Origin of the sequence: Vibrio sonorensis (assembly GCF_001854765.1) — a bacterium.
In the GTDB taxonomy this organism is placed as follows: Bacteria; Pseudomonadota; Gammaproteobacteria; order Enterobacterales; family Vibrionaceae; genus Vibrio; species Vibrio sonorensis.
In genome coordinates, this window is sequence record NZ_LJJE01000063.1 from 258,444 (window position 1) to 283,150 (window position 24,707).

17 protein-coding genes and 5 pseudogenes are annotated in these 24,707 nt (G+C 44.0%); 9 read left to right on the forward strand and 13 right to left on the reverse strand.

Features of this window, described 5'->3' with window-relative positions:
* Positions 1 to 11 precede the first annotated feature (11 nt).
* The 3 genes and pseudogenes from cqsA to clcA all read right to left on the reverse strand — a co-directional run bounded on the left by cqsA (position 12) and on the right by clcA (position 3,863).
* Entirely contained in the window at positions 12 to 1,193 is a 1,182-nt protein-coding gene (gene cqsA / locus BLO31_RS11410) for an alpha-hydroxyketone-type quorum-sensing autoinducer synthase (RefSeq protein WP_070966213.1), read from the reverse strand.
* 182 nt (positions 1,194 to 1,375) lie between these two features.
* Complete coding sequence (locus BLO31_RS11415) at positions 1,376 to 2,347, reverse strand: TDT family transporter (RefSeq protein WP_070966218.1); 972 nt, start codon at positions 2,345 to 2,347, stop codon at positions 1,376 to 1,378.
* A 116-nt stretch (positions 2,348 to 2,463) separates the two neighbouring features.
* Positions 2,464 to 3,863, reverse strand: a pseudogene (gene clcA / locus BLO31_RS11420) (H(+)/Cl(-) exchange transporter ClcA).
* Positions 3,864 to 4,294: 431 nt separating this feature from the next.
* On the opposite strand from clcA, the pseudogene BLO31_RS11425 reads away from it, so the two are divergent.
* Positions 4,295 to 5,274: pseudogene (locus BLO31_RS11425) on the forward strand (CobW family GTP-binding protein).
* 71 nt (positions 5,275 to 5,345) lie between these two features.
* Here the strand turns inward: BLO31_RS11425 and ylqF are convergent.
* Both ylqF and BLO31_RS11435 read right to left on the reverse strand, forming a co-directional pair.
* The gene (gene ylqF / locus BLO31_RS11430) at positions 5,346 to 6,281 is read right to left on the reverse strand and encodes a ribosome biogenesis GTPase YlqF (protein ID WP_070966221.1); all 936 of its coding nucleotides are present in this window, start codon (positions 6,279 to 6,281) and stop codon (positions 5,346 to 5,348) included.
* A 133-nt stretch (positions 6,282 to 6,414) separates the two neighbouring features.
* A pseudogene (locus BLO31_RS11435) lies at positions 6,415 to 8,180 on the reverse strand (methyl-accepting chemotaxis protein).
* 256 nt (positions 8,181 to 8,436) lie between these two features.
* Between BLO31_RS11435 and BLO31_RS11440 the strand changes: the two are divergent.
* The gene (locus tag BLO31_RS11440) at positions 8,437 to 9,048 is read left to right on the forward strand and encodes a beta-phosphoglucomutase family hydrolase (RefSeq protein ID WP_070966225.1); all 612 of its coding nucleotides are present in this window, start codon (positions 8,437 to 8,439) and stop codon (positions 9,046 to 9,048) included.
* Between the two features lie 15 nt (positions 9,049 to 9,063).
* Here the strand turns inward: BLO31_RS11440 and BLO31_RS11445 are convergent, their stop codons facing one another.
* On the reverse strand, positions 9,064 to 10,368 hold the full coding sequence (locus BLO31_RS11445) for an inosine/guanosine kinase (RefSeq protein WP_070966228.1): 1,305 nt from the start codon (positions 10,366 to 10,368) through the stop codon (positions 9,064 to 9,066).
* Between the two features lie 111 nt (positions 10,369 to 10,479).
* Positions 10,480 to 10,947, reverse strand: coding sequence for a CreA family protein (locus tag BLO31_RS11450; protein WP_070966231.1), 468 nt, complete (start codon positions 10,945 to 10,947; stop codon positions 10,480 to 10,482).
* 191 nt (positions 10,948 to 11,138) lie between these two features.
* Between BLO31_RS11450 and BLO31_RS11455 the strand changes: the two genes are divergently transcribed.
* On the forward strand, positions 11,139 to 11,651 hold the full coding sequence (locus BLO31_RS11455; protein WP_070966236.1) for a hypothetical protein: 513 nt from the start codon (positions 11,139 to 11,141) through the stop codon (positions 11,649 to 11,651).
* Positions 11,652 to 11,832: 181 nt separating this feature from the next.
* The gene (locus tag BLO31_RS11460; protein ID WP_070966240.1) at positions 11,833 to 12,477 is read left to right on the forward strand and encodes an HAD-IA family hydrolase; all 645 of its coding nucleotides are present in this window, start codon (positions 11,833 to 11,835) and stop codon (positions 12,475 to 12,477) included.
* Position 12,478: 1 nt separating this feature from the next.
* Here BLO31_RS11460 and BLO31_RS11465 read toward each other — a convergent pair whose 3' ends face one another.
* Positions 12,479 to 12,688 (reverse strand): hypothetical protein, encoded by a 210-nt coding sequence (locus BLO31_RS11465; RefSeq protein ID WP_070966244.1) that lies wholly within the window; start codon positions 12,686 to 12,688, stop codon positions 12,479 to 12,481.
* Positions 12,689 to 12,904: 216 nt separating this feature from the next.
* Here BLO31_RS11465 and cutA point away from each other — a divergent pair, with 216 nt between their 5' ends.
* From cutA to BLO31_RS11485, 3 genes and pseudogenes are all read left to right on the forward strand, one after another.
* Positions 12,905 to 13,237, forward strand: coding sequence for a divalent-cation tolerance protein CutA (gene cutA, locus BLO31_RS11470; RefSeq protein WP_070966249.1), 333 nt, complete (start codon positions 12,905 to 12,907; stop codon positions 13,235 to 13,237).
* A 392-nt stretch (positions 13,238 to 13,629) separates the two neighbouring features.
* Positions 13,630 to 14,468: pseudogene (locus tag BLO31_RS11480) on the forward strand (isopenicillin N synthase family dioxygenase).
* A gap of 135 nt (positions 14,469 to 14,603) precedes the next feature.
* Positions 14,604 to 15,221, forward strand: a complete 618-nt coding sequence (locus tag BLO31_RS11485; RefSeq protein ID WP_070966255.1) for a DNA-J related domain-containing protein — start codon at positions 14,604 to 14,606, stop codon at positions 15,219 to 15,221.
* Here BLO31_RS11485 and BLO31_RS11490 read toward each other — a convergent pair.
* The 5 genes and pseudogenes from BLO31_RS11490 to tesA all read right to left on the reverse strand — a co-directional run bounded on the left by BLO31_RS11490 (position 15,181) and on the right by tesA (position 21,523).
* Positions 15,181 to 15,747, reverse strand: coding sequence for a GNAT family N-acetyltransferase (locus BLO31_RS11490; RefSeq protein WP_070966259.1), 567 nt, complete (start codon positions 15,745 to 15,747; stop codon positions 15,181 to 15,183). The genes BLO31_RS11485 and BLO31_RS11490 overlap by 41 nt on opposite strands.
* 57 nt (positions 15,748 to 15,804) lie before the next feature.
* Positions 15,805 to 17,462, reverse strand: a pseudogene (locus BLO31_RS11495) (P-loop domain-containing protein).
* A 74-nt stretch (positions 17,463 to 17,536) separates the two neighbouring features.
* The gene (locus BLO31_RS11500; RefSeq protein ID WP_070966262.1) at positions 17,537 to 19,444 is read right to left on the reverse strand and encodes a sensor domain-containing phosphodiesterase; all 1,908 of its coding nucleotides are present in this window, start codon (positions 19,442 to 19,444) and stop codon (positions 17,537 to 17,539) included.
* Positions 19,445 to 19,667: 223 nt separating this feature from the next.
* Positions 19,668 to 20,846: an enoyl-ACP reductase FabV gene (fabV, locus tag BLO31_RS11505; RefSeq protein ID WP_070966265.1), complete on the reverse strand. Its 1,179-nt coding sequence runs from the start codon at positions 20,844 to 20,846 to the stop codon at positions 19,668 to 19,670.
* Between the two features lie 77 nt (positions 20,847 to 20,923).
* Positions 20,924 to 21,523 carry a multifunctional acyl-CoA thioesterase I/protease I/lysophospholipase L1 gene (gene tesA / locus BLO31_RS11510; RefSeq protein WP_070966268.1) on the reverse strand — a complete coding sequence of 200 codons (600 nt, stop codon included), beginning with the start codon at positions 21,521 to 21,523 and terminating at the stop codon, positions 20,924 to 20,926.
* Here tesA and BLO31_RS11515 point away from each other — a divergent pair.
* Complete coding sequence (locus BLO31_RS11515) at positions 21,522 to 22,196, forward strand: ABC transporter ATP-binding protein (protein WP_070966272.1); 675 nt, start codon at positions 21,522 to 21,524, stop codon at positions 22,194 to 22,196. The genes tesA and BLO31_RS11515 overlap by 2 nt on opposite strands.
* A gap of 2 nt (positions 22,197 to 22,198) precedes the next feature.
* A complete protein-coding gene (locus tag BLO31_RS11520) occupies positions 22,199 to 24,631 on the forward strand; it encodes an ABC transporter permease (protein ID WP_070966276.1) in 2,433 nt (810 codons plus the stop codon).
* Positions 24,632 to 24,707: the final 76 nt, after the last annotated feature.

The window sequence follows — 24,707 nt, forward strand, 5'->3', positions numbered from 1 at the left end:
ATAGTTATTATTTATACAAAATACATATCTGGTTGTTGATATGCTTTTTGACATACTTGAATAATATGCTGAATAGTTTGGTCAGTGACCGATGAATTAAGTGAAAAACGAATGATGTTTTTATTTGGCGTCGTAGCTGGACGACAAAAAACGGCACCAAACACGCCATTACATTCAAGAAAATCGCGTACTTTTTCAGTATTTTGCTCGTCTCCTGTTTCTAAAGCGACAATTTGAGACTCACTGCGTATGGTTAAGCCAAGAGCTCGCAATCCATTTGCGAGTTTATCCGCCTGTATCGCCAAGTGTTTTCGTTGCTCTTCACTTTTCAAAATGACGTCGAGTGTAGCCTCAATACGGTCGAGTTCATAAGGCAGCATCGCCGAACTAAAAATCGCTGGGTAAGCCACAAAAGGAATACAATCGTTAGCGCGATTGTTACACCATATTGCACCAGCTCGATAGGCAAACGTCTTAGCTAAACTCGCGGTCATAAAATCAACCTTTTTGGTCAACCCCAAGTGATTCAAAAGTCCTGAACCGTACTTACCATGAGTACCTAAAGAGTGGGACTCATCGACAACCACGGCACAGTTATACTCTTTAGCGATTTCAATCAACTCTTCTAACGGTGCAATGGTTCCTATTGTACTGTAGATGGAATCGACCAATAAAACACCGGGGCCATGGCGTTTAACTAACTTTTTGAAATGACGAACGTTATTGTGCATAAATGGATGAATTTCTGCACCTGCGATTCGCGCACCTTCCCACAATGACATGTGGGCAAAAAAGTCGACGTAGACTTTTGTATTGCTATCGCAAATCGTCTGAAGTAGTGCTAAGTTCGCACTCCATCCAGATTGTGATAACAAGCAAGAAGAAAATCCTGTGAAGGCCGCTAATCTGTGTTCAAGAGCGGGTTTAGATTCTTCATCTTGCAGGAAAATACCAGACATAAAAGGAGAGTCTTGGCCAGATCGGATAGACGAGATATGGCGTTCGACAATTTCTTTGTTGTTTGATAGATCCAAATAGTCGTTGCTTTGTAAAACAATATCTTGGTTATTTGGCCTCTTACCCAGCACTAAGTGCTTACCGTTGTTGTTAGATTGGATCAGATCATCGAGATAGAAGTCGATTTTACTAGAAATAAATTCTGGCAACGTCGGGTAGTGATTGATCATGTTCATAATGCATATATCCTTTTAATTCAAAAACCAGTGCCAGCTGACAGGAGATATATGAATGAACTTTGATATTAATGCGAGTATGAAAAATGATTTCTTTGCGCTTAATTGCAAATAAAAATATACTTTGTACTAATATGTTTATTAGTTGCTAAGGCTTTGGAAGCCTATCTAAATTAATATCATCAATGTTTAATTTGAGTACGACGTTTTGAAAATATTTCAGGCCAGTACAGTTTTACATAACCTACAGACACCCAAATTACCAATCCAGTAGCAATACTCAGTTCCAAAAAACCAAAATGATGAAGCCAATGCCAATGCGGATGGTAATGTTCAAAAAACGCGGTTAAACGGTGCATAGCGATAGCACTAATAACCGATGGGAACGTGACGGCAGCGATAGATGGTTGAAATTTCAATCGCATTAAGCGTATGTAACACAAATAAATAAGTAAAGTCATGGTCACCGCGATACCAGCTAATGCACCCGTTAAAATAGGGTCCGGTTGGTCGAAGTTAACCAAGTAAGTCGCAAGCGTCAGATTTATCGGGGCAGCCATAATGGCGAGGGTAGGGCGAGCTCTTCTAGGTAGATTGCCTTCAAACACCAGTCGATAAAGTACCAGTGGCAACATGAAAAAGTAAATTGCGATGCAAATAGAAACCAGAAACTCTGAAAACACCGTGTGCCCAAACTGTGAACCTGCCAATGAAGAGCTAATTAGCCCTACTGGATACAAAAACCAGCTAGGGACGATGTTGGACATCTTAAAGTTGATAATCTGAAAACCAAAGAAAAGCACCATCATTGTAAAGTGAAGCAGTAGTGCTACAAACCAAATGGGATAGGCGATGAATGTCGATACTGCCGCCAAATAATCGCAAAGGATCAATAGGGCCATACTCATAGGAGCCATTAAACTGCCACTTAACGGATTTCTGATATCGTTGATAAAGGTTTGATAACTCGTTAGGTAGCGTAGCAGAACGGGTAAAAGTAACAGTGCACCAAGCCCAGCTAAGTACGGGCGGATCACCGTTCCTATTTCTGGCACGTATAATGCCCAGGCGTGTCCTAAACCAATAATACCTAACGCCAGCGAGGCTTGAGAAGGGGGGACATTCTGGACCTGAGTCAATCTACGCCAGTTCAAATTCGCTCCTAAAATGCACTATTTCAACTGAAAATGTGCTTTACTATTCACAAATCAGTCAATCCGTTGTTTTGGGGGCGAAAATGATAGCAAGCCAACCGTTTGCTATGCAATTGTCATTTGTCACTTATAGGTAGATCTTGCTGTCTTAACTTCTCATTTTTGATAGTTCGATGCAGAAGCTGGCTGTATAACGGTTGTCCGCCGAACAATTGAGCAAAAATCACCGAGCCTAAGCAGGTGATAATCAAAGGTAAAATAAGGTAGTAGTTATTGGTCATTTCAATGACCAGCAAAATTCCGGTAATGGGTGCGCGCACAGTAGCGGCAAACAGAGCTCCCATTCCAGCGATAGCATACAGTCCTGGCTCAGAGGCAAATTCGGGAAACCATTGATTGGTCAACAATCCGAAGGCGTAACCAAATAGCGTACCCAAAGCTAACATAGGGGCGAAAATGCCACCCGGAGCGCCGGAACCAAAGCATATCAAGGTAGTTAAAATTCTCAGTGCAAACAAGAGTAGCAGGAATTTTGCACCGTATTCGCCATTTGCCACTTCAGGAATTAGAGAAACACCACCACCGGTAATTTCAGGTAGATACAAGAGTAGTAGCCAAAGGTGCCGCCAATTAAAGAACCAGTGATCAAGTATCTCTTACGGTCGTGACGATGGACTTTTGCAAAGCCGTCTTGAGCTAAGGTGACAAGTTTGTTGAAGAGTACACCAAATCCGCCGAATAGGGCTCCAAGTACAAGAAAGAGCCACAAGGTTTTCAGTTCCGGCGCATCGTATTGGGGCATTTCAATTACAGCAGATTGGCCGTTGATAAAGCGGAAAACGATATTGGCGGTAACGGCGGCAATGATCACCGCTTTAATCGAGATTAGAGAGTAGCGAAACTGGGGGCGCATCTCTTCGACGACAAACATAATTGCAGCAAGAGGGGCATTGAATGCGGCAGCAAGCCCTGCCGAGGCACCAGAGGCGAGTAGGGAGTGTTTTGTATCGTCGCTCTTTACTCGAAACAGATCGCAAATCATTCGACCCACGGCCCCCCCCATTTGCACTGTTGGACCTTCTCTGCCAAGAACCATACCAGAACCTAGTGCGCCCATTCCGCCAATAAATTTTACTGGAATAACTCGCCACCAGCGCACTGGACGAATCCCATCCATTGCCCCTTCAATTTCAGGAATACCAGAACCAGAGGCTTCTGGGGCGAATCGATGTACCAAGTAGTATCCAACAAACGCTAAAAGGGCACTAATTAAGAACGCGGCGAGCCAAAGGGGAATAACACCGCCGATCTGTTCTCTAAGCCAGTCGGTTCTGTATTCAGAAACAAAATGAATTGCCATCTCAAAAAGAGTGGCTAACAAACCAGCAACGATTCCGACGACAATGGCCAGTAGCAGCACCGATATTGGAGTCTTGTCCCTAGACAAAAACTGATTGAGATTGTCTTTCGGTATTCTAGATACTAGAGATGTCATTCTACGTACTGGATTTGCCATTTTTAACATTCAACGGTTGTGAGATTACAACTTGTAATTATAAGGATTCAATCATTCTGATACAGGGCCAAGATTGGAAATATGAATTGCAAAAATGACAAAAAAGTGCGTACGAAATCACAGCTTTAGCCTTGAAGTTACGGGGATTTGAGCCATAGTTAAAGTGTAAGGTAAATCTGAACCGACTCGCAGGGAGGACTAAAACGCCTTACGTACAATTTGGATGGATTCAACTAATATTGTTACTTCCTCGTATTATTTCAGGCCGATTTGTAAGACCTGAACCGCAAACTCACGATATGAGTCACGAGGGATAGGGCGCGCTCACCGAGTGCGCCTTTTGTCGTTTATGCACTTAAAAACCACGAAGTGATGTTATCTCATAACTGATTGAGGTATATATAGGTAATGCTAAAAAACGGAGTATGTCGATGGATCAACGGGTTCCAACTAATATCATCACAGGTTTTCTAGGAGTGGGGAAAACCACCGCTATTCTCAATCTTTTAAAAGAAAAACCGGCCGACCAAAAGTGGGCAGTGTTAGTTAATGAGTTTGGGGAGATTGGAATAGATGGAGCCATGATGGCTGACCAAGGAGCACTTATTAAAGAAGTTCCGGGTGGTTGCATGTGCTGTACCGCCGGTGTACCCATGTCCGTAGGCATAAATGCCTTATTGCGACAGCAGCCTGATCGCTTGATCATTGAACCAACAGGGTTAGGGCACCCCAAGCAGGTGATGGCGACATTGACCTCTGAGCAATACAGGGGTTATGTGGATTTAAAGGCGACGATTGCACTGGTAGACCCTAGAAATTTTTCCGACTCAAAATACACAAGTAACCAAAATTTTAACGACCAGTTAGACAGTGCCGATGTAGTGATAGGCAATAAAGTAGACTTGTGCCAAGTTCATGACATTGATGCATTCAACGATTGGCTTACTAATCAAACGCCACCAAAGGTATTTCACAAGTTAGTGAAAAACGGCCAATTGCCATTTGAGCTACTTGATATCGAAAGACGAAAAGGTGACGAGGCAACTCGGATTGAAACTCATCATCACCATCACGCTGAGATGGAACCGCAGTTTCAACTTGCACCGGGAGAACCATTTGCTAGAAAAGAGAACAAAGGGCAAGGGTATGTGAGTTGTGGCTGGTTGTTTGGTGCGGAATACCAGTTTGATTTCGACAAAGTCTTTTCATTGCTTTCCGCCCTAAACGCGGAGCGAATTAAAGCCGTGCTAAACACCGATAAAGCTGTTACGCCTTTAATGTTACAAATGGCGTGGTGTCGGTTAATGAGCTTACCTTAGATGGGTTTGAGTCAAGGTTGGAAGTCATCGATTCCCAACTACTACCATGGGATGAGTTGGAAAGCCACCTACGACAGTTAGCAGGCATATAGCAAAAAGGGCTGCATGGCAGCCCTTTCGTTGTTATCTCTAAACCACCGCCTTTGGCTGTGGTGATTGCTCGTTAACGTTTATTCTTTAAGTAACGTTTGCGTCTTTCTTCTTTCTTCTTAGCCTTGGCTTCGGCTTTCTTAGCCGCTTCGATTTCTACTTGAACTAGTTCTTCAGTGATCATCTCTGGTTTTTCGAGCGTTACTTGACCAAGTGTTCCACCGCGCAATTCGTGAAGAAGGATCTCGGATGCCTTGTGAAGGTCAACGCGTCCGCCAGAGCGCAGAGCGCCTCGGCGTCTTCCAATCTCTTCCATAATTTCGAGATCGCTACTTGGTAGTTCGTCTATTTGGTAGCGTTCCTTGAGTCGATTTGGATATACCTCGGCGAGATATTCAACGGTATAAAACGCAACTTCGTCATATTCCATCGCTGTATCTTTAACTGCACCAGTTGCGGCCAAACGGAAACCACTGTGTGGGTTTTCCACCTTAGGCCACAGAATCCCTGGGGTGTCGGACAAAACAATACCGTTTTGAAGATTGATGCGTTGCTGGCGTCTAGTCACCGCTGGTTGGTTACCTGTCTGAGCGACGGTGCGGCCTGCTAGGGTGTTGATAATTGTAGACTTGCCAACATTTGGGATACCCATAATCATGGTGCGAATGTTTTTGCCAATCTCTTCTCGGTGTGGAGCGAGTTTTCGGCACAACTCTAGGATTTTGTTCACTTCGTTGACATTGGTGGTTGTAATAGCCATCGCCTTGACATTTTTTTCTTTCTCGAAATGTTCTATCCAAAGTTCAGTGAGTTCAGGATCGGCAAGATCGCGTTTGTTGAGCACTTTGACGACGGGTTTATCCCCACGCAGCTCAGAGATCATAGGGTTTTCACTACTAAAAGGGATACGTGCGTCGAGGACCTCAATTATGACATCGACCTGAGGGATCGCTTCTTCTATCTCTTTTCGAGCCTTGTGCATATGACCCGGAAACCACTGTATTGACATGGTATGTTCTCTTTCTTGCGGTGTTTTGCGGACATTGTAAAGGGATTGAGATCGGAGTAAAGCAGTAATTGGGCGTAGGCGAGCAATGTAAAGCACTAGCAGTGTAAAAAGGGGCTTTCGCCCCTTACTTGTTTTACTGTTCAACCTTGTAGTCAGCGACGACCTCATCCATCTTAGAGGCTTGCGACTGCACGTGATCAACCTCTAAGAGGCACTGTTCAGCAGAGCGCATATTTCGCTCGGAAATACTGCCCAATTCGTCAACTGCGGAACTCACTTGTTCCATAACACCATTTTGCTGATCGATAGCACCGGCAATGTATTCCGAATTTGACTTTATTTCTTCCATATCTGACAGAATCTGACTAAGGCTGTCGTCGAGCTGTTGCGAGGCAACCAAAGTTTCTTGGCCTTGCGCGTTGCACTGAGTAATATTACTCACCACGTTCGACATCTGACTTTGAATCGCCGTGACGACTTTAGTTATCTCTTCAGTAGAGTCATGGGTACGGCTGGCAAGTGCTCTAACTTCGTCGGCTACGACAGCAAATCCACGACCTTGTTCTCCGGCACGTGCTGCTTCGATTGCAGCGTTAAGCGCGAGCAAGTTAGTTTGTTCGGCAATCTCTTGAATAATGGTGACCGCGTTACCGATTTGGTCCACGTGTTGATTGAGCGAAGAAATTGAGGCTTCACTTTCCGCTAGCGTGGTAGAGAGTGCGTCTATGTTGCTGACTGTCGTTTTAACAACGTCTCTACCTGTTATGGCATTTTCAGTTGCCTGCATTACGCCTTGGCTGGCGGTAGAGGTGCTTTCAGAGATTTGGGTAAGAGTACCTAACATCTCGTTGATCGACGATGCCATGGCTTCGGTATGATTTACTTGTACCTTAAACTGCTCCATAACCGAGGCGAGTTCATTGTGCATACTCGAAGTGCTAGACGATAGCTGGGACGATTTGTCTTGAGTACTGGAGATAAGGTTTTCGAACTTGTCTAACAGCCTATTAAAATATTCCCCGATCGAGACCAGTTCATTTTTGCCAGTTAGTTGGGCTCGCAAGCTAACGTTATTGGTTTGCGAAATTTGCTGGATGATAGATAGAAGTGAAGTCACCTGCAAATTGATAGAACGGGAAATTTGCAATATACCAATCAGTATGAGTAGCACTACAGCAACAGTGATTCCCTGCTTAAACACGAAAATGTTATGTGTGTATACATCAGATTGCTCAGAAAGAGAGGCAGAGAATGACTTAAACTGCTTTTCAACCGCATGAGATAGGCCTCTAGTCTCACCTAACAAGCCGACATTGTATTTGACCCCGACAAGTTGCTTTTGATTAACTAAAGCTTGTGCCGCATCAATGAGAGGCGTTCCTTCGGCAAAGGGCACCAAACCAGTATTTAACTCCCCCCAACAGCGAGGTCACTGAACTCCGCAAGTGCAATGAGTTGTCCGCTGTTTAGACTTGGTCGCAACTTCTCTAACTCAGCGTTAAACGCACCCAGCAAGTTCGACTTGTCATCAAGGCCAAATGTTTCGAAACCAGCTACTAGGTTCTGAAAGCCTTTTTGATACGCAAGAATATCTTCGCGAAGTTTGGCGCTAGAGGGAAGGTCGTGTTGTTTTAACAGCGATGCGAGCTCGGACTCAGTTTGGAGAAAGAGCGTCATGTTGTCATTAAATCGACCTAGGTATTTGCTGTCAGAACGCAGTAAAAAATCTTTTTCGTTACGTCTGAGGTTTAACAGGCGAATTTCTAGCTCCGCTACCAAGAGCTTAGCTTGACTCAGTTGATCTGTTGTTCGGGAGAAGTGAAATGTCGAGGCCATCAAAACGATGATGCCCAAAATAGCAATTGCACCCAATGAATACAGTTTTTGCTTGATATTCATAAGACTACCTAAAGTTTGTACTGTGATTTATTGTATATCCAAGTGACATCGAGAAGCCGCCAAAGCAAAGCTACTAATTGTCATCCAAGCAATTCTCGATGAAACAAGGCATCGAGGTTAATTGGGTAGTTATTATGCTCAAAGCGTAGTAACTAATGAGCAATATATCAATATAATCAGATTTCTAGCAGTGTATTGAACTGGGATTTTACATGTGTTGTTATTGGTGTGACTTACTTCTAAAGAATTCGGATAAATGATTGAAGATATAAACAAATATCAAGGGTTGATCTTTGATATGGACGGCACGCTTTTAGATACCATGCCCGCTCATCTAGACGCTTGGGAACTCACTGCGCAAGAGTTTGGTTTTCCATTCACTCGGGAATGGCTAAACGGTTTAGGTGGGATGCCGAGTTTTAAAATTGTCGCGCAAATAAACCGGGAATTTGGGCTTAATCTCGATGCCACTTTGGTCTCTAAGTTCAAAGTAAAAACGTTTGCGAAAATGGATGTTACTCCTGCGACTATCGATTGCGCGAAGCAGGTGTTCGATCATTTTGTTGGACAATTACCTGTTGCTATCGGTACTGGGAGTCAGCGGGAAAGTGCAGAGCGACTGCTGTCGGAAAGTGGATTGTTAGATAAACTCGACGCTTTAGTGACGGCGAGTGATGTCGAGAACCACAAACCTCATCCGGACACATTTTTAAAAGCAGCACAAGCTCTGGGAATAGAGCCGAGCCAGTGTGTGGTATTTGAAGACACTCAGTTAGGCCTGCAAGCCGCGCACGCAGCGGGAATGGACTGCTATTTGGTGGTGGATGACCGGCTAGAGTTTGAACCGGTAAAAAAAGAGCCGCAATAGCGGCTCTTTGAAGTTCTATCTATCCCAATAGGCTTCTTCTAAGCTATCTTCACGCTCGGGAAGCGCTCTAGAGAGTCGAGGGGAGTGCTGAGTCAATACTTCGTAACTGACGCGATTTGCATATTTACAGATCTGAGACAGAGACGAATAGGTCATAAAGGGTTGTTCATGTTTAGAGGAGTTAGGCACGTTGCGCTGATGGAAGTTGTTTGCTGCCATATCGTGTAAAAGTGCAGATAGAGCACCATCTCCAGCACCATTGGTGTTTTTGATCTCCAACGGACCACCTAGATACGGGCCGATATGAGAATACACTTTAACAGGATGGGTACAATCCATTCTGCGCATCGCACGACTAAACTCGTACTTGTTAAATTCCGCAATATTGCCCGGCAAAAGAGGCAGTTCTGTTTCACGTTTTACACTTTCGTCGGTGTAACCAGCCATGTATAAGCCAGTAGGACCCGCGGTGCATAATACTAGATCTACCCAATCAAGTGCGCGGTCTGCTGCTAAAAGTGGGTCAGATTCTCCGGTGAGTGCCAATCCTTCCTCTTCGTTCATTGCCACTATATCGATGTTTTCACTCAAATAGCGCTGCCACCATTCTGCATTGCCTTCAATCACCCACTTGGTTCCAAGTGTAAGTACGACAGGAACCCCATTATCACGGGCAACAGCAATGGCACGAGCTACCGCTTGTGGCATTGGATCTTTTGGGTTGCCTCTCATTAAATATGAGGAAACCACCAATGCGGAAGCCTTTTCAAATACGCTACTTGGAATGCTGTCAGGGCTGAGTTTATTCATGTGTCCTTCGTTAATCGCGAAGGTGCGCTCTCCATCAGCAGAGATCAGCGTATAGCAGCGGCCTATTGGTCCATCAACTACCTGCAAGTGGTTGAGATTCATTCTTGAAGACGTTCTGCACAAATAACGGTAAGCAAACGAACCTACTTCGATGTTTTTTGACATTACCCCCAACAACACGGATTTACTGTCAGCAAGTACTGAGTAGTTGTGCAAGGTATTGCCGATAGTATCACCGGGGTATTGGTGCGTAATTAGGCCTCTGTCGACCAATTCTTCATACAGTGCATCGGCTTTGCTCTCTTCTAAAACGAGGGAATGACCCTTACTTAGATCATACTTGGCCAAGAATGCGTCATCGACGCAGGCTTCGATGTCTACAATGGTTTGCCCAACACCGACGACAATGGGTCGATAGAGCTTGGGTGTATTGTGGATCTGTTTGATTAGAGGATCACGAGCGTGAGTTGGAAAATAGTGTTTAGATTTACGCTGACCGGGAAACTTCATTTTAGATGATGGATAAGGAAATAATCCTGCATGATATCACATTATTTTGAGATGACTTTCAAAAATTACATTCGTCATGCAGGAGGAAGTCTGCTGGTGCGACTTGTAAACCTATTCAGGTTTATAAGAGTTAAAAGCTTTGGTGCCCCAAAGAGGAACGGTAGAAAGACTGTGTTTAAAGCTTCCAGATGTCTCTTTAGTTGAGTATGACAAGTACATCAGCGTTTGATTGTCTGCATCCAAAATACGACGGATTTTCATGCTTTTAAAAAAGATACTTTTCGACTTTTTAAATACGACTTCTCCATCATTAGATTTATCGATCTGAGCAATCATTTCTGGAGTGATCTCGCCAGTTTGTCGGCATGAGATTGAACTATCACTAGGGTCAGCGAGGCTAAAGTCTGCTTCTATCGATGCTACATGGCAAGTAACACCGGAGACAATTGGGTCTTGAAGGTGGTTGAGTTTGATGTCCTTCATGGTAAACAAACCCAAGCTTACGTCGCCAACTTCATCACTGCCGCATGCCACTAAGGTCGATGCGATTAGCAATGAAAGGGTTATCTTTTTGATCATAATTAACTCCATTCATATCGATAGGGAGATATTACCAGAATTAAAGCGAGATATTGAACTAATGAACAAAGCTTGTCTGAGCGACATTTATAAGGGGTGTATCTCATCTTAACTGACGTGGTGAATTTGTTCTTGTGGTGAAGGGGAGATAGGTTTAACCTTCGAGCGAGCAATAATAATTATGGATAATCATGGCACCTTCGAATCAAGTGATCGTATCGAAAAAAAATCAGTGGATGAAGCAACATATCGACGTCCAATTCCCGACCAAAGAGAGCATCGAAGGTGAAAAGCTATACGCTTCCCGCTATCAAGGAAGTGAGATAGTTGAACTAACAACACCGCTTGAATCTCACGCTCCCATCGTCGAAGAAATTTACAAGGTTGATTTCCATCGATTGACGGTTATGTTTGCCATTTTACAGTCAAACTGTTGGCCGAGTGAGTCTGAGCAGTCGTTGATTCTAGAATACCTTTCTCAGGTCATTTACCAACCACCTTGCACGCTTTTTCTAGGATTTAAGGGGCAAGAGCCCGTTGCTGGAGGCATCGTGACTGAGGAGGTCGATTCAATCCTAGTTTCAGATCTCTGTTACAAAGGTCAGACGCAAGGTAAAGAAGTTGAGGGATTTGCCAAACAACTAATTAATTACTATTTGGCGGAAAACCAAATGAATCCCAACGCGGTTTGGATGGAGTTGTAACTGTTACAATCGCAGTATGTATTTCTGGGTAATTATTGACCAATGTCGCAGTGCGTCCATGCGCTTAAAGTGACTCCTTTAGCGTTTTTGTTTTTCTCTAAAAAGCAAAACCCTAAACTGTTAACTTCATCTTCTCACATCTTAAAAAAGCCGCTTATGATTCTTAAAAAAGGAGAATCTAGTGGCAGCCCAAACTCGATGTATCATTTTTGATTGTGACGGAACCTTAGTCGATAGTGAAAGGTTGTGTTGCCAAGCTTTGGTTAAAGTATTTAATCGCTTTGGTTGCACACTGAGTATGTCTGAAGCACTTGCACATTTCGAAGGCGGCAAGCTGGCTGATATTCTTTCCAGTACCAGAGATAGACTTGGAATCAATGTGTCGCTTGATAGACTTGAACCACTTTATCGCCAAGAGCTCGACCAACTTTTTCTAAGCCACCTTAAGCCTATGGATGGCGCACTTAACCTTATTGCTTATTTGAAAAATAAAGGCGTCGAATTCTGTGTAGCATCGAACGGCCCTAAAGCCAAAATTGAAAGGGCACTTGCGCTGACGGGTATGTTAGAGCTTTTCGAAGGTAAGGTGTTTTCGGCATTTGACACCAACAGTTGGAAGCCTGATCCCGATCTTATCCGCTACTCCGCTATGAATATGGGGTTTACCTTAGATGAGTGTTTATACGTGGATGACACTCCAAAAGGGTTAGAAGCGGGAATCAATGCTGGGGTAAAAACAGTTCAGCTAGTTGGGCCGGTTAGCCGTAATCACAAGCTAGAGGTGACAAAGATTCATCACCTCAGAGAACTGGAAACAATGCTTTAGCTTATTGAGGAAAAGTGTTGGGGATAAAGTGAGTGACTTTGATTGCTTTAGCCGCGAAAACGACAGGCTTAGTAGAAAGCTTAGAGACGTTGTTAAAAGTAGAACCACAACCTGCACATAGCATGGTATCTTTTTCTGATAGCAGATACTCATCACTGCCACAAAGCGGGCAACAAAGTGTGTCTGAATGAGCATTGTTGTTGGTTTTCATACTTTCTCCGGAGCAAAATGTTGTTGTATTGTGCTTTCTTCGTAGCACTTTTGTAATTGAGAGTCAGCTTAATAGCCAATCTTCTGCCTTTCAATTATAGACTAGTCTTTGTTGTCGCATAATTACGGAAAGCTAGTCAGTTTAACTGAACTATGGGAGGGAACTCATAATTTCCCTTTTTCAATTGGTCACTAAATATCACATAAAAAGAGACTCATGACTAAAGAATTTTGTATCGTTTTAGTTACAATCGACGATTCGTATGATACCAACCCATTGATTACGGCATTATTACAAAGAAAATTAGCGGCTTGCATTCAAGTTATGCCTATTCAAAGCCACTACGTTTGGCAGGAAAAAGTGTGTAGTGACAAAGAAAAATTGCTGATCATTAAAACGCGCTATGATTGCTACCAAACATTAGAGTCGGCTATTGTTGAAATCCACCCCTATGATGTACCTCAGATTGTTTGTATTGATATAGAGGATGGGTTTGATCCTTACCTTGCATGGGTAAGAGAAAACACCTGTAGAACGGTCAAAAAATAAGTCACCGGATAAAACCAAATTAAGTAATAAATTTTAATTTGACCCATATATCAGATAGAAAAAGTATTCTGGGAACCATCTCTGCCGCCCAAAGCGCAATGGCATTTTCTTTCAGTGATAAGTACAGATAGCAAGCGAAAGAGAGCACAGCCAGTGTTTTTAGGCATAAACTGAGTTTCATCATTATCCATCCTTTATCTTCCATTAATAAAGCGGTGAAATAATACCACTCAATAAAACGGTGTTCAATTGTTGGTAACTAACCGTGTTGATTGTTAGCAATTTATCACAAACTCTCGTTATGACTGAACTAACCTTAGATGAAGGTTTGATTAAAGCGAACCGACTACCTAAACTCATTCGCCCAATAACAAACAAAGAAAGATAAAGTCATGAAACTGGAAACCGTGGACTACCTTGCTGACAATGCCGCTGAGCAGTTTGTAAAATCTCTAAGAGAAACTGGGTTTGGCGTGCTTAAAAACCATCCCATTCCGAAAGAGTTAGTCGAATCAATATACGAAAACTGGCAAGCGTTCTTTAACAGCGATAGAAAAACGTCGTTTTCATACAATGTCGAGACTCAGGATGCTATTTTCCACCAGAGGTTTCAGAAATCGCCAAAGGCCATTCAGTTAAAGACATAAAAGAGTACTTTCATATCTACCCTTGGGGACAAATTCCCAACGAATTAAGAGAAGAGATACTGGACTACTACAAAAGAGCAAATGAGTTTGCACAAACTCTATTGGGCTGGGTTGAGCAACATGCACCTAAAGAAGTACAAGATAAGTTTTCTGTTGCGCTTTCAGAGATGATTAGAGAAAGCGATAAAACGTTATTGCGCGTGCTTCACTATCCGCCGATGACAGGTGATGAAGAACCGGGAGCAATCCGAGCAGCTGCCCATGAAGACATCAATCTATTAACCGTTTTACCCGCTTCAAATGAACCGGGGCTACAAGTGCTAAATAAAGACGGCAGCTGGCTAGATGTGCCTTGTGATTTCGGTAGTTTGATTATCAATATTGGGGACATGTTACAGGAAGCCTCTGGGGGCTACTTCCCGTCTACGACACATAGAGTGATCAATCCGTCAGGTAAGCGCCAACGGCACTCTCGTATTTCACTTCCACTTTTCTTACATCCGAAACCAGAGGTAGTACTGTCAGACAGATATACTGCTGATAGTTATCTGATGGAAAGGTTGAAGGAACTAGGAGTAATTTAACGAATGCAAGGCCAACAGATCGTTGGCCTTTATTTTTGCCTACAAGATCAATTCTTAGTGGATTGAACTAATTTGGTGCTCGACAAATAGGCCGACTTAGCTTTGAATTAATAAAAAAGTTTAACGTGAATTGGTATGAGTGAGCATCAAGGATTAGCTGCACAGTTTCAGCAATACATGGAAAATCCACTTCTTTGGCCCATGTTAGAAGTATTGCGTAAACAACCCTCTGGATGGAAAGTACACACACTGGCCTCCCATTTAGGTGAGTTGGGCTTTATACCCATACTTGACGTTAAGCCGGAAAAAGATCTCTTTAAGAGAAACTTTTTAATTATGAATGCTCTCTACCAGTTACAAGAGACTCTTTATCCAGACAACTGGCTGCAAGTCGAAGCGATGGATATCACGCTTATGTCTTCCCATCACGTAGCAGGTCACTGTATCGATCTTGAAGATCCTCTAAGAGACTATTACACACAGTGGCATAACTACGAAGCTGAGGAAGGGGAAGTCAAGCGCTTACTCAATCAGTTTTGGACGCGTTATCGAGAGTTTGTGGGCAGTACTAACGGAAAAGATATGGACAGAGCAAAAGCCCTGTCTTTGTTTGAACTACCACAAGACGCAACCCAAATAGAGATAAGAAAAACGTGGCGTAAACTGGCGTTAAAGTGGCATCCGGATAGAGAAAATGGCAACAGCGATAGATTTAGAGTGCTTTGCGAGGCGTGGAATGTTTTGCGGCATTAAACTCACTGCTGAGTAAAGCCATAACCGTAGTGCTCCACCATCGCCCTTTAAAGTATCTGTTTTCCAAAAACTCCGCCTCACGACGCATACCGACTTTGCGACATAACCTGATGGCGGCTTTGTTGTCCGAAATAGTCTCTGCATAAACTCGGTGAACACCAAGTGTGTTAAATCCATAACTGACAAGTGCCGACATTGCTTCTTCGGCCAGTCCAGATGCTTGGACGTCTCGTTTTAAACCACAGCCAACTGAAGCTTGTTTCTCGTCTTCCAAACGCAAACCGGCAATGCCTAGGTATTCATTGGTAACCTTATCGATGATGGCGAGATGGTAGCTCTTTCGGGGCTGTTCAGACGCCTGTTCGGTAAAGAGTGATACCAAGTAAGAGCAAGTTTCTTCGCTGTAATCTTTTTCGGGATAAAAGCGTTGGTACTTCGGGTCCTGACACTGCTGAAAGTATTGGTGAGTGTCATCTAAATGGTAATCGCGGAGAATCAACCTAGAGGTTTCGAGCTGAAAAGACATAAATAGGTATACAAGCAGTTAACACTTCTCCTGTATACCCGTTTTGAAGCAGTTATTCTAGTGATTTACCTTGAATTGTGATTTTCGCATTCGGTTTAGAGCAGCCATCACATCAACGACTCTTGGCTTTGCTAAGTCTCCCTGGGCGGGCATTGCCGCATACCAGTTCGGGCTATCCAACAATTGTGCAAAGGCCTTAGAGGGATTGCTATTCCAGCTGGGTTGTTGTGCCAATAAGAACCACAGCCAACCTATTGCATTAACTTCACTGTCAGATTCAAGCTGTTCTAGAGAAGAGAGATCGACGAACTCCTTCCCAAATCGAAGTGAGTGTAATCCCTTTGCATTAATTCGATATTTACCATCCGCTAAAATGGATTGTAGGCAGTTTGCATTGAATGAGCGTGGCTTAAAGGTTTTTAACGCACTTTCACTATCATTTTCGCGACCAGTTGGGAACTGAGTAACCACCTCTTTTGCTTTCAAAGTGACATCAATTGGCTGGTAGTCGTGCATCTGGATAACCGTATTTGCAACGTCAAAATAGTCGCCTGAACCGCCCATGACAACAATAGTAGAAATCCCCAAGTCGCTATGTAGTTGCCCAATGCGATCAACAAGAGGGGTTATTGGTTCGTCCCCTTTACTGACTAAAGCCTGCATTCTGCGGTCTCGAATCATAAAGTTGGTGGCGGACGTGTCTTCATCAATCAGTAGTGTTGAAGCGCCAGCTTCTACAGATTCTTGCAACCAAGCCGCCTGAGACGTCGAACCCGATGCGTCTTGTGTACTAAAGTCACTGGTGTCGCCTTGTTGCGGTAAGTGATTGATGTAATTTTCTAAGTTAAGGTGGTGAACACAACGACCGTCTTCCGCCTTAATTTTTACCGCCTCTGTACTAGAAACTATGTTCTCGCGGCCGTCACCGGGTATATGGTTGTACACCGATTTTTCAAGCGCGTTTAACAGTGTCGATTTACCGTGGAAACCACCACCAACAATAAGTGTGATACCTTTGGAAATGCCCATTCCCACAATTTTGCCTTGGTGTGGAGTTTCTAATGTCACTTCGAGAGAGTCGGGGGACACAAAAGGAATAGCATCTTTCATCGGCAAGTCGCTATTACCCGCTAGCTAGGTAAAACTGAACCATTAGCGACAAAAGCACAAAGGCCGTTCTCTTCTAGTTGAGCTCGAAGCGCGGCTTGATCCTCGATGGCGTGACAGTGTGTTGTTAATCCAGCGATGTCTAACTCTCTTTCAAGGGTCGCTTTGCGAATGTATTTGGGCAAGTGAAAGGTGATGAGGTTAATCGCTTTTTTAGCGAGTATGGAACGTCCATCGGCTGGTAAATTGATCCTAAAGCGCAGCTCTATACCCTGATCTGTAAATACCACCGCAGTAGAATCGAGAACCGTTTGCCCTGTTAGAGCGACACTAATATGGTTGTCTTGTGCGGCGTAACGGGCAAAAGTCCGCGCAATAAAATCTCGTGCGCCTTGCTGAAACTCTTGTGACGAGTCCTTGAGCCATGACAATCCTGTTACTGACCAAGGCCTAATCGCTCTTACTCTGGACGCACTGGCATGTGGGTCCGATTGGACGTGATCGAAAAACAGTTCAAAGTCGGTAAAGTCATACGAACCTTTGATTTGTTGGTATGCTCTGTAGTTTTGTTTTTCGAGCTTTTTGAGTTTTGCGATCAGTAGATCCATAAAAGGTTTGTCCTAAAGAGGGGTATTAAAGGCGAGGATTATAGGAACCCATCGCCAGTGAGTAAAGGGCGATGTTACTGATAGCGTATCTTTTGTTGATTGGATAACTGCTGATCGTATAAGTGCGATTCAAACTCATCACAAGGCATAGGTTTTCCATAGTAATACCCCTGCCCATATTCACAGCCTTGTTCAAGGATAAAGTCTTCGTGAGACTGATTCTCTACACCTTCAACGGTGACCGCTAAATTTAATTTTTTTGCGACGCTGATAATAGAGCGAACGATCTCTTTGTCTTCTTCGCACTTGTCTAACTGATGTATGAAACTCTTATCCACTTTGATCGCGTCAAAGGGAAACTTTTTGAGGTAGTTAAACGACGAGTATCCAGTGCCAAAATCATCAAGAGAGAGCGTAATTCCAATATCGTGCAGCGCGGAAAGTGTGTTTCTAGCAATCACTTCATCGGCTATCAGACCGCTTTCTGTTATCTCCAGCTCTAAATGCGTAGGGGAGAGTTGATAGGCATCGAGTAAGTCTCGAATTTGCTCTACTAGCTGCGGGTTTCTCAACTGGACAGCAGAAAGGTTAATGGCGATTTTAAACTCGTTGACACGCTCGGCCCAAACCGATGCTTTCTCAATGGCATTGCGCAGAACAAAGCTGCCAACTTCAAAGATAAGTCCATTCTGCTCAGCAAGATGGATAAGGGTTTCGTTAGAAATATCACCAAGAAGTGGATGGCGCCAACGAAGCAGTGCTTCTGCACCGGTCCATCTATGAGTAGTGGGAGACACCTTGGGTTGAAAGTATAGTAACAGGTCATCGTTTCTGACCGCTTGCAGTAAATAACTCTCAAGTTGACTGATGTGTTTGTGAGCATCGGAAGCCCCTTTAGCAAAGAAGCTGTACTTATGGCCAGAATCTTTACTGACGTGCATGGCTTCTGAAGCCTGTTTTAACAAATGGTGCCCATTTTCGGCGGTATCAGAGGTTGCCACGCCCATATAGGCATGAAGGTGTATGGTTTCATGCTCCACTTGATACTCTGAGTGACTGACATCTACTAGTGTTTGGCAGAGCTTTAGCAGCCTTGGCTGTTGAGGGTTACCTGCGACTAGTATGGTGATGTCTGTGGTAGTAGGGCGAGCAAAGAGAAGATCGTCACTAACGCTTGCTACAACTCGATCGCGGAATGACATCAAGACGCGCTCCCAATTTCCATGTCCGTGTTTGTGTTGCACTTGGCGTCCATTGGTAAAGGCGATGTGTATAGCGGCGAGCTCTTGTTTTGAATCAAGCTGGCTAAACCTGTTTTGACACTGGTATTCAAGGGCCGCTCTATTTAAAAATCCAGTGCCTAGATCGTGTTTTTGTTGATATTGAATACGCTGTTCGGCGGCCCGTCGTTTGTCAATTTCTAAGTTTAAGGAGTAATTGAGTTGAACTAGATCTTGCGTTCTCGTTGTAACCCTAGATTTAAGCTCTGCATTGAGGAGTTTTAACTCCTCATTTTTGTAAAGGGTTGCGAGTTGAGACTCGATAGATTGTTTAAAACTCAACAATAGATCTTGGTAGGTTTTACTGTAATGGTTCTCTTTGGTATCCAACACACAAATGGTGCCAAAGGCTTCGCCGTTGGGCCAAGAAAGTGGTAGGCCACAATAGGCGATCATCCCCAGTTTGATATCGGGATTGTTTTCCCATTGTGGATCTTTTATTGCGTTGGGAACGAGCAGTTGGTGTTGGCTCTCTACAACGGTTTCGCAGTACAACCCTTGGTCTAGTGGCTCGCGTTCGCCGATGCTGTATGGGTGGGCCACATTGTTATTGCAGCTAAACACTTCGATGTGTTTTGGGTGTAACCTCATCACCAAAGCCGCGGGCACATTAACAATCTCTGCTAACAAGTTAACTATGTTTTGCCAGCCTTGTTGTGCTTCATTAGGAATGGATAGCTGATGAGTGAGTACTTTTGACATACGATATCCCTGTCGGTTGCGATTAGCGAGTCCTTCGCACGCACACGTTTAGTATAGCTTCTGTTATTGATTTAGAAGGGTTTGAATCATCTTCAATGATGAATCTGCGAGCACTAAAAGTGATTAAACCCTGCTGTTTGTTGTTGGGGAAGTAGATTAATCACAGAGAAAAAGACAAGTTGAGAGACTTGTCTTTTTTCAGTAAGGCCTGATGTTTCAATGACTAATCGGCCGTTGAAGGCTGAGAGTAATCGATTTGCTCAAAGTCGAATCCATTGAGTTGCAGAAACTCTTGCTTAACGCCCTCATAGTCACCCAGCTTGGCAAAGTTATCTGCGTTCATATCTCTCAAAATAGAGCCAACGGTTTCTTGTACTTTTGCATCCAATTCAAGGTCGTCAATACGGATTAGCCTTTCTCCGTCAACGGGAACTACGCTACCGCAATAGAGTTTCGTCGTGAAGAGTCTCTGTACTTGCTGAATACAGGTTTCATGAGTGCCATTTTGCTTCATCACTTTGTAAAGGGCTGTTAAGTAGGGCGTTAGACCCGGAATAAAGACACTCGCTTTGGTGACTAGAGCTTTACAAACGGTCGCGTATGCACCGCCGGAAAAGTTAGCCAGTTTAAGGTTAAGCGAATGGCTGGTCTGGTGGAGATCGACCTTTGCGCGACCTAGTGTGCCATCGAGATAAATAGGATGTGTGTGTTGTGAACCTATGTATGAGAAGGCGATGGTTTTACATCCTTCTGAGATAGATTCTGAGTTGATAAGCGAATCTATCCAAGCTTCCCAATCTTCACCACCCATTACTTTTAGTGTGGCACGTGCCTCTTCTTCTGTAGCTGGTGGTAGAGTCTGCTCTGTCCAAGTGTCAGAGTCGAGCATAATACTCGCCCCAGTAACAGATTGACCAATGGGCTTGATGCTTGAACGCCAAAACTCACCAGTTTCATCATTTGGGCGCACACCACTGGCTAGGCTATAGATGACCAAATCTACTTCGCCTTCAAAGTAGGTTTCGATGGCCTCAATCACTTGCTCTTTAATTGACTTAGAAAAGGCGTCGCCAGCAATATTAATCGCAACTCGCCCCTCTTTTTGCGCGTGTTTCTTAAAGTAATAGTCGTTGTACCATCCGGCAGAACCGGTGCGTTCAGCAGTGGGTGCTCTTTCGAAAGATACACCTATGGTGTCTGACTGAGATGCGCCAAAGCTTAAGGCAATACGAGAAGCGAGGCCAAAACCCGAAGAAGCGCCCAATATTAAGACGCGTTTGGGGCCATGCTTGATCGGATTGGATTGTTTTACGTACTCAATTTGTTGAAGTACAGACTGTTCACAGCCTTCTGGGTGGGCATTTTTTGCAACCACGCCTTGAATATTTGGCTCAATGATCATGTTTGGATCCTAAATGTGGGCACATCGTTACGCCCATGTTACTAAAAGTCCAAACGCAATAAATTGAGCCAGAATAATTAAAGGTGGGTTATTAGCTCTTTAGCAACAAAATCGGCAATCCAAGGTTGTGCTTCGGACTTTGGGTGGATGCCGTCTGACATCATCCACTCTTTATTAGTAATGACGCCTTCTAAAAAGAAAGGAATAAGCGGCACTTCTAGTGTCTTTGCAAGGCTGGGGTATATGTTAGAGAAAGCCTCGGTGTAGCGCTTACCATAGTTAGGCAAAACATGTATTTGCATTAAAATTGGTGCTGCATCTGCTGCGCGAATAAGTGTGATAAGATGCGATAAGTTGTTTTCGATAATTTTAGGTGGAAAACCGCGCAGTCCATCATTGGCACCCAGTTCGATTAGTACCACATCGGGCTGATGCTTTGCCAATAACGAGGGCAAGCGATCTAATCCATTTCCAGTGGTATCTCCAGAAATGCTGGCGTTAACAACGGAGACTTGTTTGCCTTGTTCGGAAAGAACTGAAGGGAGCAAGGTTGGCCAAGCTTTTTCGATTGGCATTTGATAGCCTGCGCTTAAGCTGTCCCCCAAAACCATTAAAGTCGTGCTGTGAGCAGTTGCGGAAATTAGTAATAAAATGACTAAGGAAAAACGTCTGAACATGCAAACACCTGTTATAAAAGTTGAATCACTCTCTAAGCTAGTTTCTACCAATAGAGAAGAATTAACAATCCTTGAAGACGTAAATATGGACGTCGAAGACGGTGAGTCTGTTGCGATTGTAGGTCCATCTGGAGCAGGGAAGTCGACCTTAATGACGATGCTGGCGGGTCTTGACACTCCAAGCCGTGGAGAAGTGGTGCTTCTCGGTAAGCCCTTATCCAAACTGGATGATGAACAAAGAGCTCAAATTCGGAGCGAATCGATTGGCTTTGTGTTCCAGAGTTTTTTATTGATTCCCAGCCTTTCGGCAATAGATAACGTCACTCTTCCGTGCTTGTTACGCGGCGAGAGAGAAAATAGAGAGAGAGCCAAAGCGTTACTGACATCGGTAGGTTTGGCACAGAGGATAGACCACTCACCAGCTCAGTTGTCTGGTGGAGAACAGCAAAGGGTAGCGCTTGCTCGCGCTTTTATGATTCAACCGAAGATCCTCTTTGCAGATGAGCCTACGGGAAACCTAGATCAGAATACTGCGGAAAAAGTGATAGAGCTTCTTTTTGAACTCAATCAGCAACACGGTACGACTTTGGTGTTGGTAACCCACGATATGAATTTGGCCAATCGATGTAACCGACGTTTCCTGATTCAAGCAGGTAAGTTAGAGGAAGCGTAGCCATGGAACAAAGCAAAAATTTAAACTTTCGCCTTCTAGATTGGAGTGTCAGCGAAATACGCCATGGGCAATTGTGGCCAGTGTCCATCGCATTGACGTTAATTATTGCCTGTATTTTTGCTTTAACCGCATTAGCTGCCAGAATGGAACAAGTGGTTGTTAAGCAGGGTAAAGATGCGTTAACAGCAGACACTCTGTTTACGTCATCTAATCCCATTCCCGACGTTTTACTCAAAGGAGTAGAAAAGCGGGACCTAGATGTATCAACTCAAACTCGCTTTGCGACGATGGCGTTTAGCGATGCAAGTATGAAATTAGTGACGGTCAAAGCCGTCGACAGTCAGTTTCCTTTGAGAGGTGAGTTGAGGCTATCTGATGGCAAACGTCTGCAGACTTCCGTAAAAAGAAACGAACTTTGGCTCGACGAAAGGCTGTTTAGCGATTTGAATGTTGCAGTCGGTGACGCTGTCACAATTGGTGATGCAGACTTTGTTATTAGTGGCAAAGTACTGGAAGAGCCGGGATTAAGCTTTAATCCTTTCCAACAAATGCCTTCGGTATACATTCACTTAGACAGTATTAAAGAGACAGGTGCGATTCAAGAGGGGAGCCGAGTTCGATACAACTTGTATATCAATGCAGAGCAAAGCCAAGTAGAAGCGCTAAAAGAGCTGTATGAACTCACTCCAAGTGATCGCTGGCGCGATGAAAATAGCGCGAGTCGTACCAACGACGTATTCCAAAGAACACAACAATATCTTTCGCTTTCTGTAGCGATTGTTGTGATTATGGCGGCGACCACCTTAGTACTGACATGTCAGCATTATGTGTCGACAAGAGCTAAGACGATTGCGATGTTAAAAAGTCTGGGTGCGAGTAGAGCATGGCTAGGCCGGTGGTTAACTACACAAGTGACAATTTTAATCAGTGCCGCAGTAGTGGTAGGGCTGATTGTAGGTTTTGGACTAGAGAATTTATTGAGGATCCCCCTCAAAGATATGCTTCCCGATCCACTGCCAAGTTATGGTGCCCAGCCATTCTTGTACTCCATCTTTACTACTTTACTCATTGCGATTCCAGCGTTAGGTATCCCATTATTAAATCTGCTTAGTGTCTCAGCGGTCAACGTGTTGCAACCGGACGCTTCAAACAGCAAAAAGCGTTACTTGTGGTTACTTTTATTTCCGGTTGTCGCATTAGTGGTTCTCTATTGGGACAATGTGCTGGTCTGGATGGTACTTGGCGGAATAGTGCTCCTGTTTGTCGTGTTGGCTGGGTTGAGCGTTTCAATCAGCGCTGCTATTGCACGTTTACCACTTTCCACCGCGTTTAAACTTGCCATTAGTCGTATTAATCGAACGCCTTTGGCAACTGGACTTCAGTTTGGCGCACTTGCGTTGTCTTTGATGTTATTGGCAATAATGTGGCTAGTGAGAACTGATCTTTTAGCGGACTGGCAACGTACACTACCGGAGAATGCACCAAACGCATTTGCTCTTAATATCGCGCCTTATGAGAAAGAGGCCTATTTAAATGTGATAGACGAGAACAACATTGAGCGTTCAGAGGCCTATCCCATAGTTCGCGGCAGACTGACCCAAATTAATGGTGAAGAGGCAAAGTCGAGAGCGACAGGTGAAGAAGCGAGTGACGCACTAAGGCGTGAGTTGAATTTCACTTGGGGAGAGGGCATTCCAGACTATAACGAAGTGTTAAGCGGTGCGTGGACGACCGATGATGGTGTGTCCGTTGAGTCTGACATCGCTTCTGAGCTGGGTCTTACTTTAGGAGACACCTTGGAGTTTGTCATTAACAGTCAAACAGTGTCGGCAAAGGTGAACAGTATAAGAAAAGTGGAGTGGCGGGATATGAAGCCAAACTTCTACTTTATTTTTACACCAGATGTTCTTAAAGGTTTGCCGTCGACGTATCTCGTGAGCTTTAGAGTGTCTGACCAACACGACGACGTTTTACGTTCGCTGTCAAGGCAACATCCGACGGTAAGTCTTATGGATATCAGGGCGATGGGTGAAAAGATCCAAGAATTGCTCTCTCAGATAGTATGGGCTATTACCTTATTGGCAGCACTTGGAGTTGTGGCTGGTTTATTACTGATCTTTACGCTTCTTAGGTTGAGCTTAAGCCAGCGAATGCAGGAAATTCAGCTCTATCGCACTTTGGGCGCAAGTCGAAAACGCGTGACTAATACGATTTGGGCGGAATATGGCTTAATGGCGGTAATCGCTGGTTTAGTGGCAACTCTGGGGTCTGAACTCGTTGTAGCGGCACTTATGATGTACGGTTTCGAACTTGATCCTAGGTGGCATGTTTCGCTATGGGTGGGGCTACCATTGCTCACATTATGCACACTGTTCTTGGTGGTCAACAGCTTAATCAAACGCTTGTTGGTGCCTATAAACAAAGCGTTTGGCTAACTCTATTACAGTGGTGTTATGCACTTATCCACAAAAACAGTGGATAAAGTTTGGGATAACTTGGCCTGTTGATAAA

Coding starts and splice junctions, on each gene's coding strand:
- BLO31_RS11450 (WP_070966231.1), bottom strand. CDS start 10,947: ATGATCAAAAAGATAACCCTTTCATTGCTAATCGCATCGACCTTAGTG.
- BLO31_RS11440 (WP_070966225.1), top strand. CDS start 8,437: ATGATTGAAGATATAAACAAATATCAAGGGTTGATCTTTGATATGGAC.
- BLO31_RS11490 (WP_070966259.1), bottom strand. CDS start 15,747: ATGTCTTTTCAGCTCGAAACCTCTAGGTTGATTCTCCGCGATTACCAT.
- cutA (WP_070966249.1), top strand. CDS start 12,905: ATGACTAAAGAATTTTGTATCGTTTTAGTTACAATCGACGATTCGTAT.
- BLO31_RS11500 (WP_070966262.1), bottom strand. CDS start 19,444: ATGTCAAAAGTACTCACTCATCAGCTATCCATTCCTAATGAAGCACAA.
- cqsA (WP_070966213.1), bottom strand. CDS start 1,193: ATGAACATGATCAATCACTACCCGACGTTGCCAGAATTTATTTCTAGT.
- BLO31_RS11465 (WP_070966244.1), bottom strand. CDS start 12,688: ATGAAAACCAACAACAATGCTCATTCAGACACACTTTGTTGCCCGCTT.
- BLO31_RS11455 (WP_070966236.1), top strand. CDS start 11,139: ATGGCACCTTCGAATCAAGTGATCGTATCGAAAAAAAATCAGTGGATG.
- ylqF (WP_070966221.1), bottom strand. CDS start 6,281: ATGTCAATACAGTGGTTTCCGGGTCATATGCACAAGGCTCGAAAAGAG.
- BLO31_RS11485 (WP_070966255.1), top strand. CDS start 14,604: ATGAGTGAGCATCAAGGATTAGCTGCACAGTTTCAGCAATACATGGAA.
- BLO31_RS11515 (WP_070966272.1), top strand. CDS start 21,522: ATGCAAACACCTGTTATAAAAGTTGAATCACTCTCTAAGCTAGTTTCT.
- BLO31_RS11445 (WP_070966228.1), bottom strand. CDS start 10,368: ATGAAGTTTCCCGGTCAGCGTAAATCTAAACACTATTTTCCAACTCAC.
- fabV (WP_070966265.1), bottom strand. CDS start 20,846: ATGATCATTGAGCCAAATATTCAAGGCGTGGTTGCAAAAAATGCCCAC.
- BLO31_RS11520 (WP_070966276.1), top strand. CDS start 22,199: ATGGAACAAAGCAAAAATTTAAACTTTCGCCTTCTAGATTGGAGTGTC.
- tesA (WP_070966268.1), bottom strand. CDS start 21,523: ATGTTCAGACGTTTTTCCTTAGTCATTTTATTACTAATTTCCGCAACT.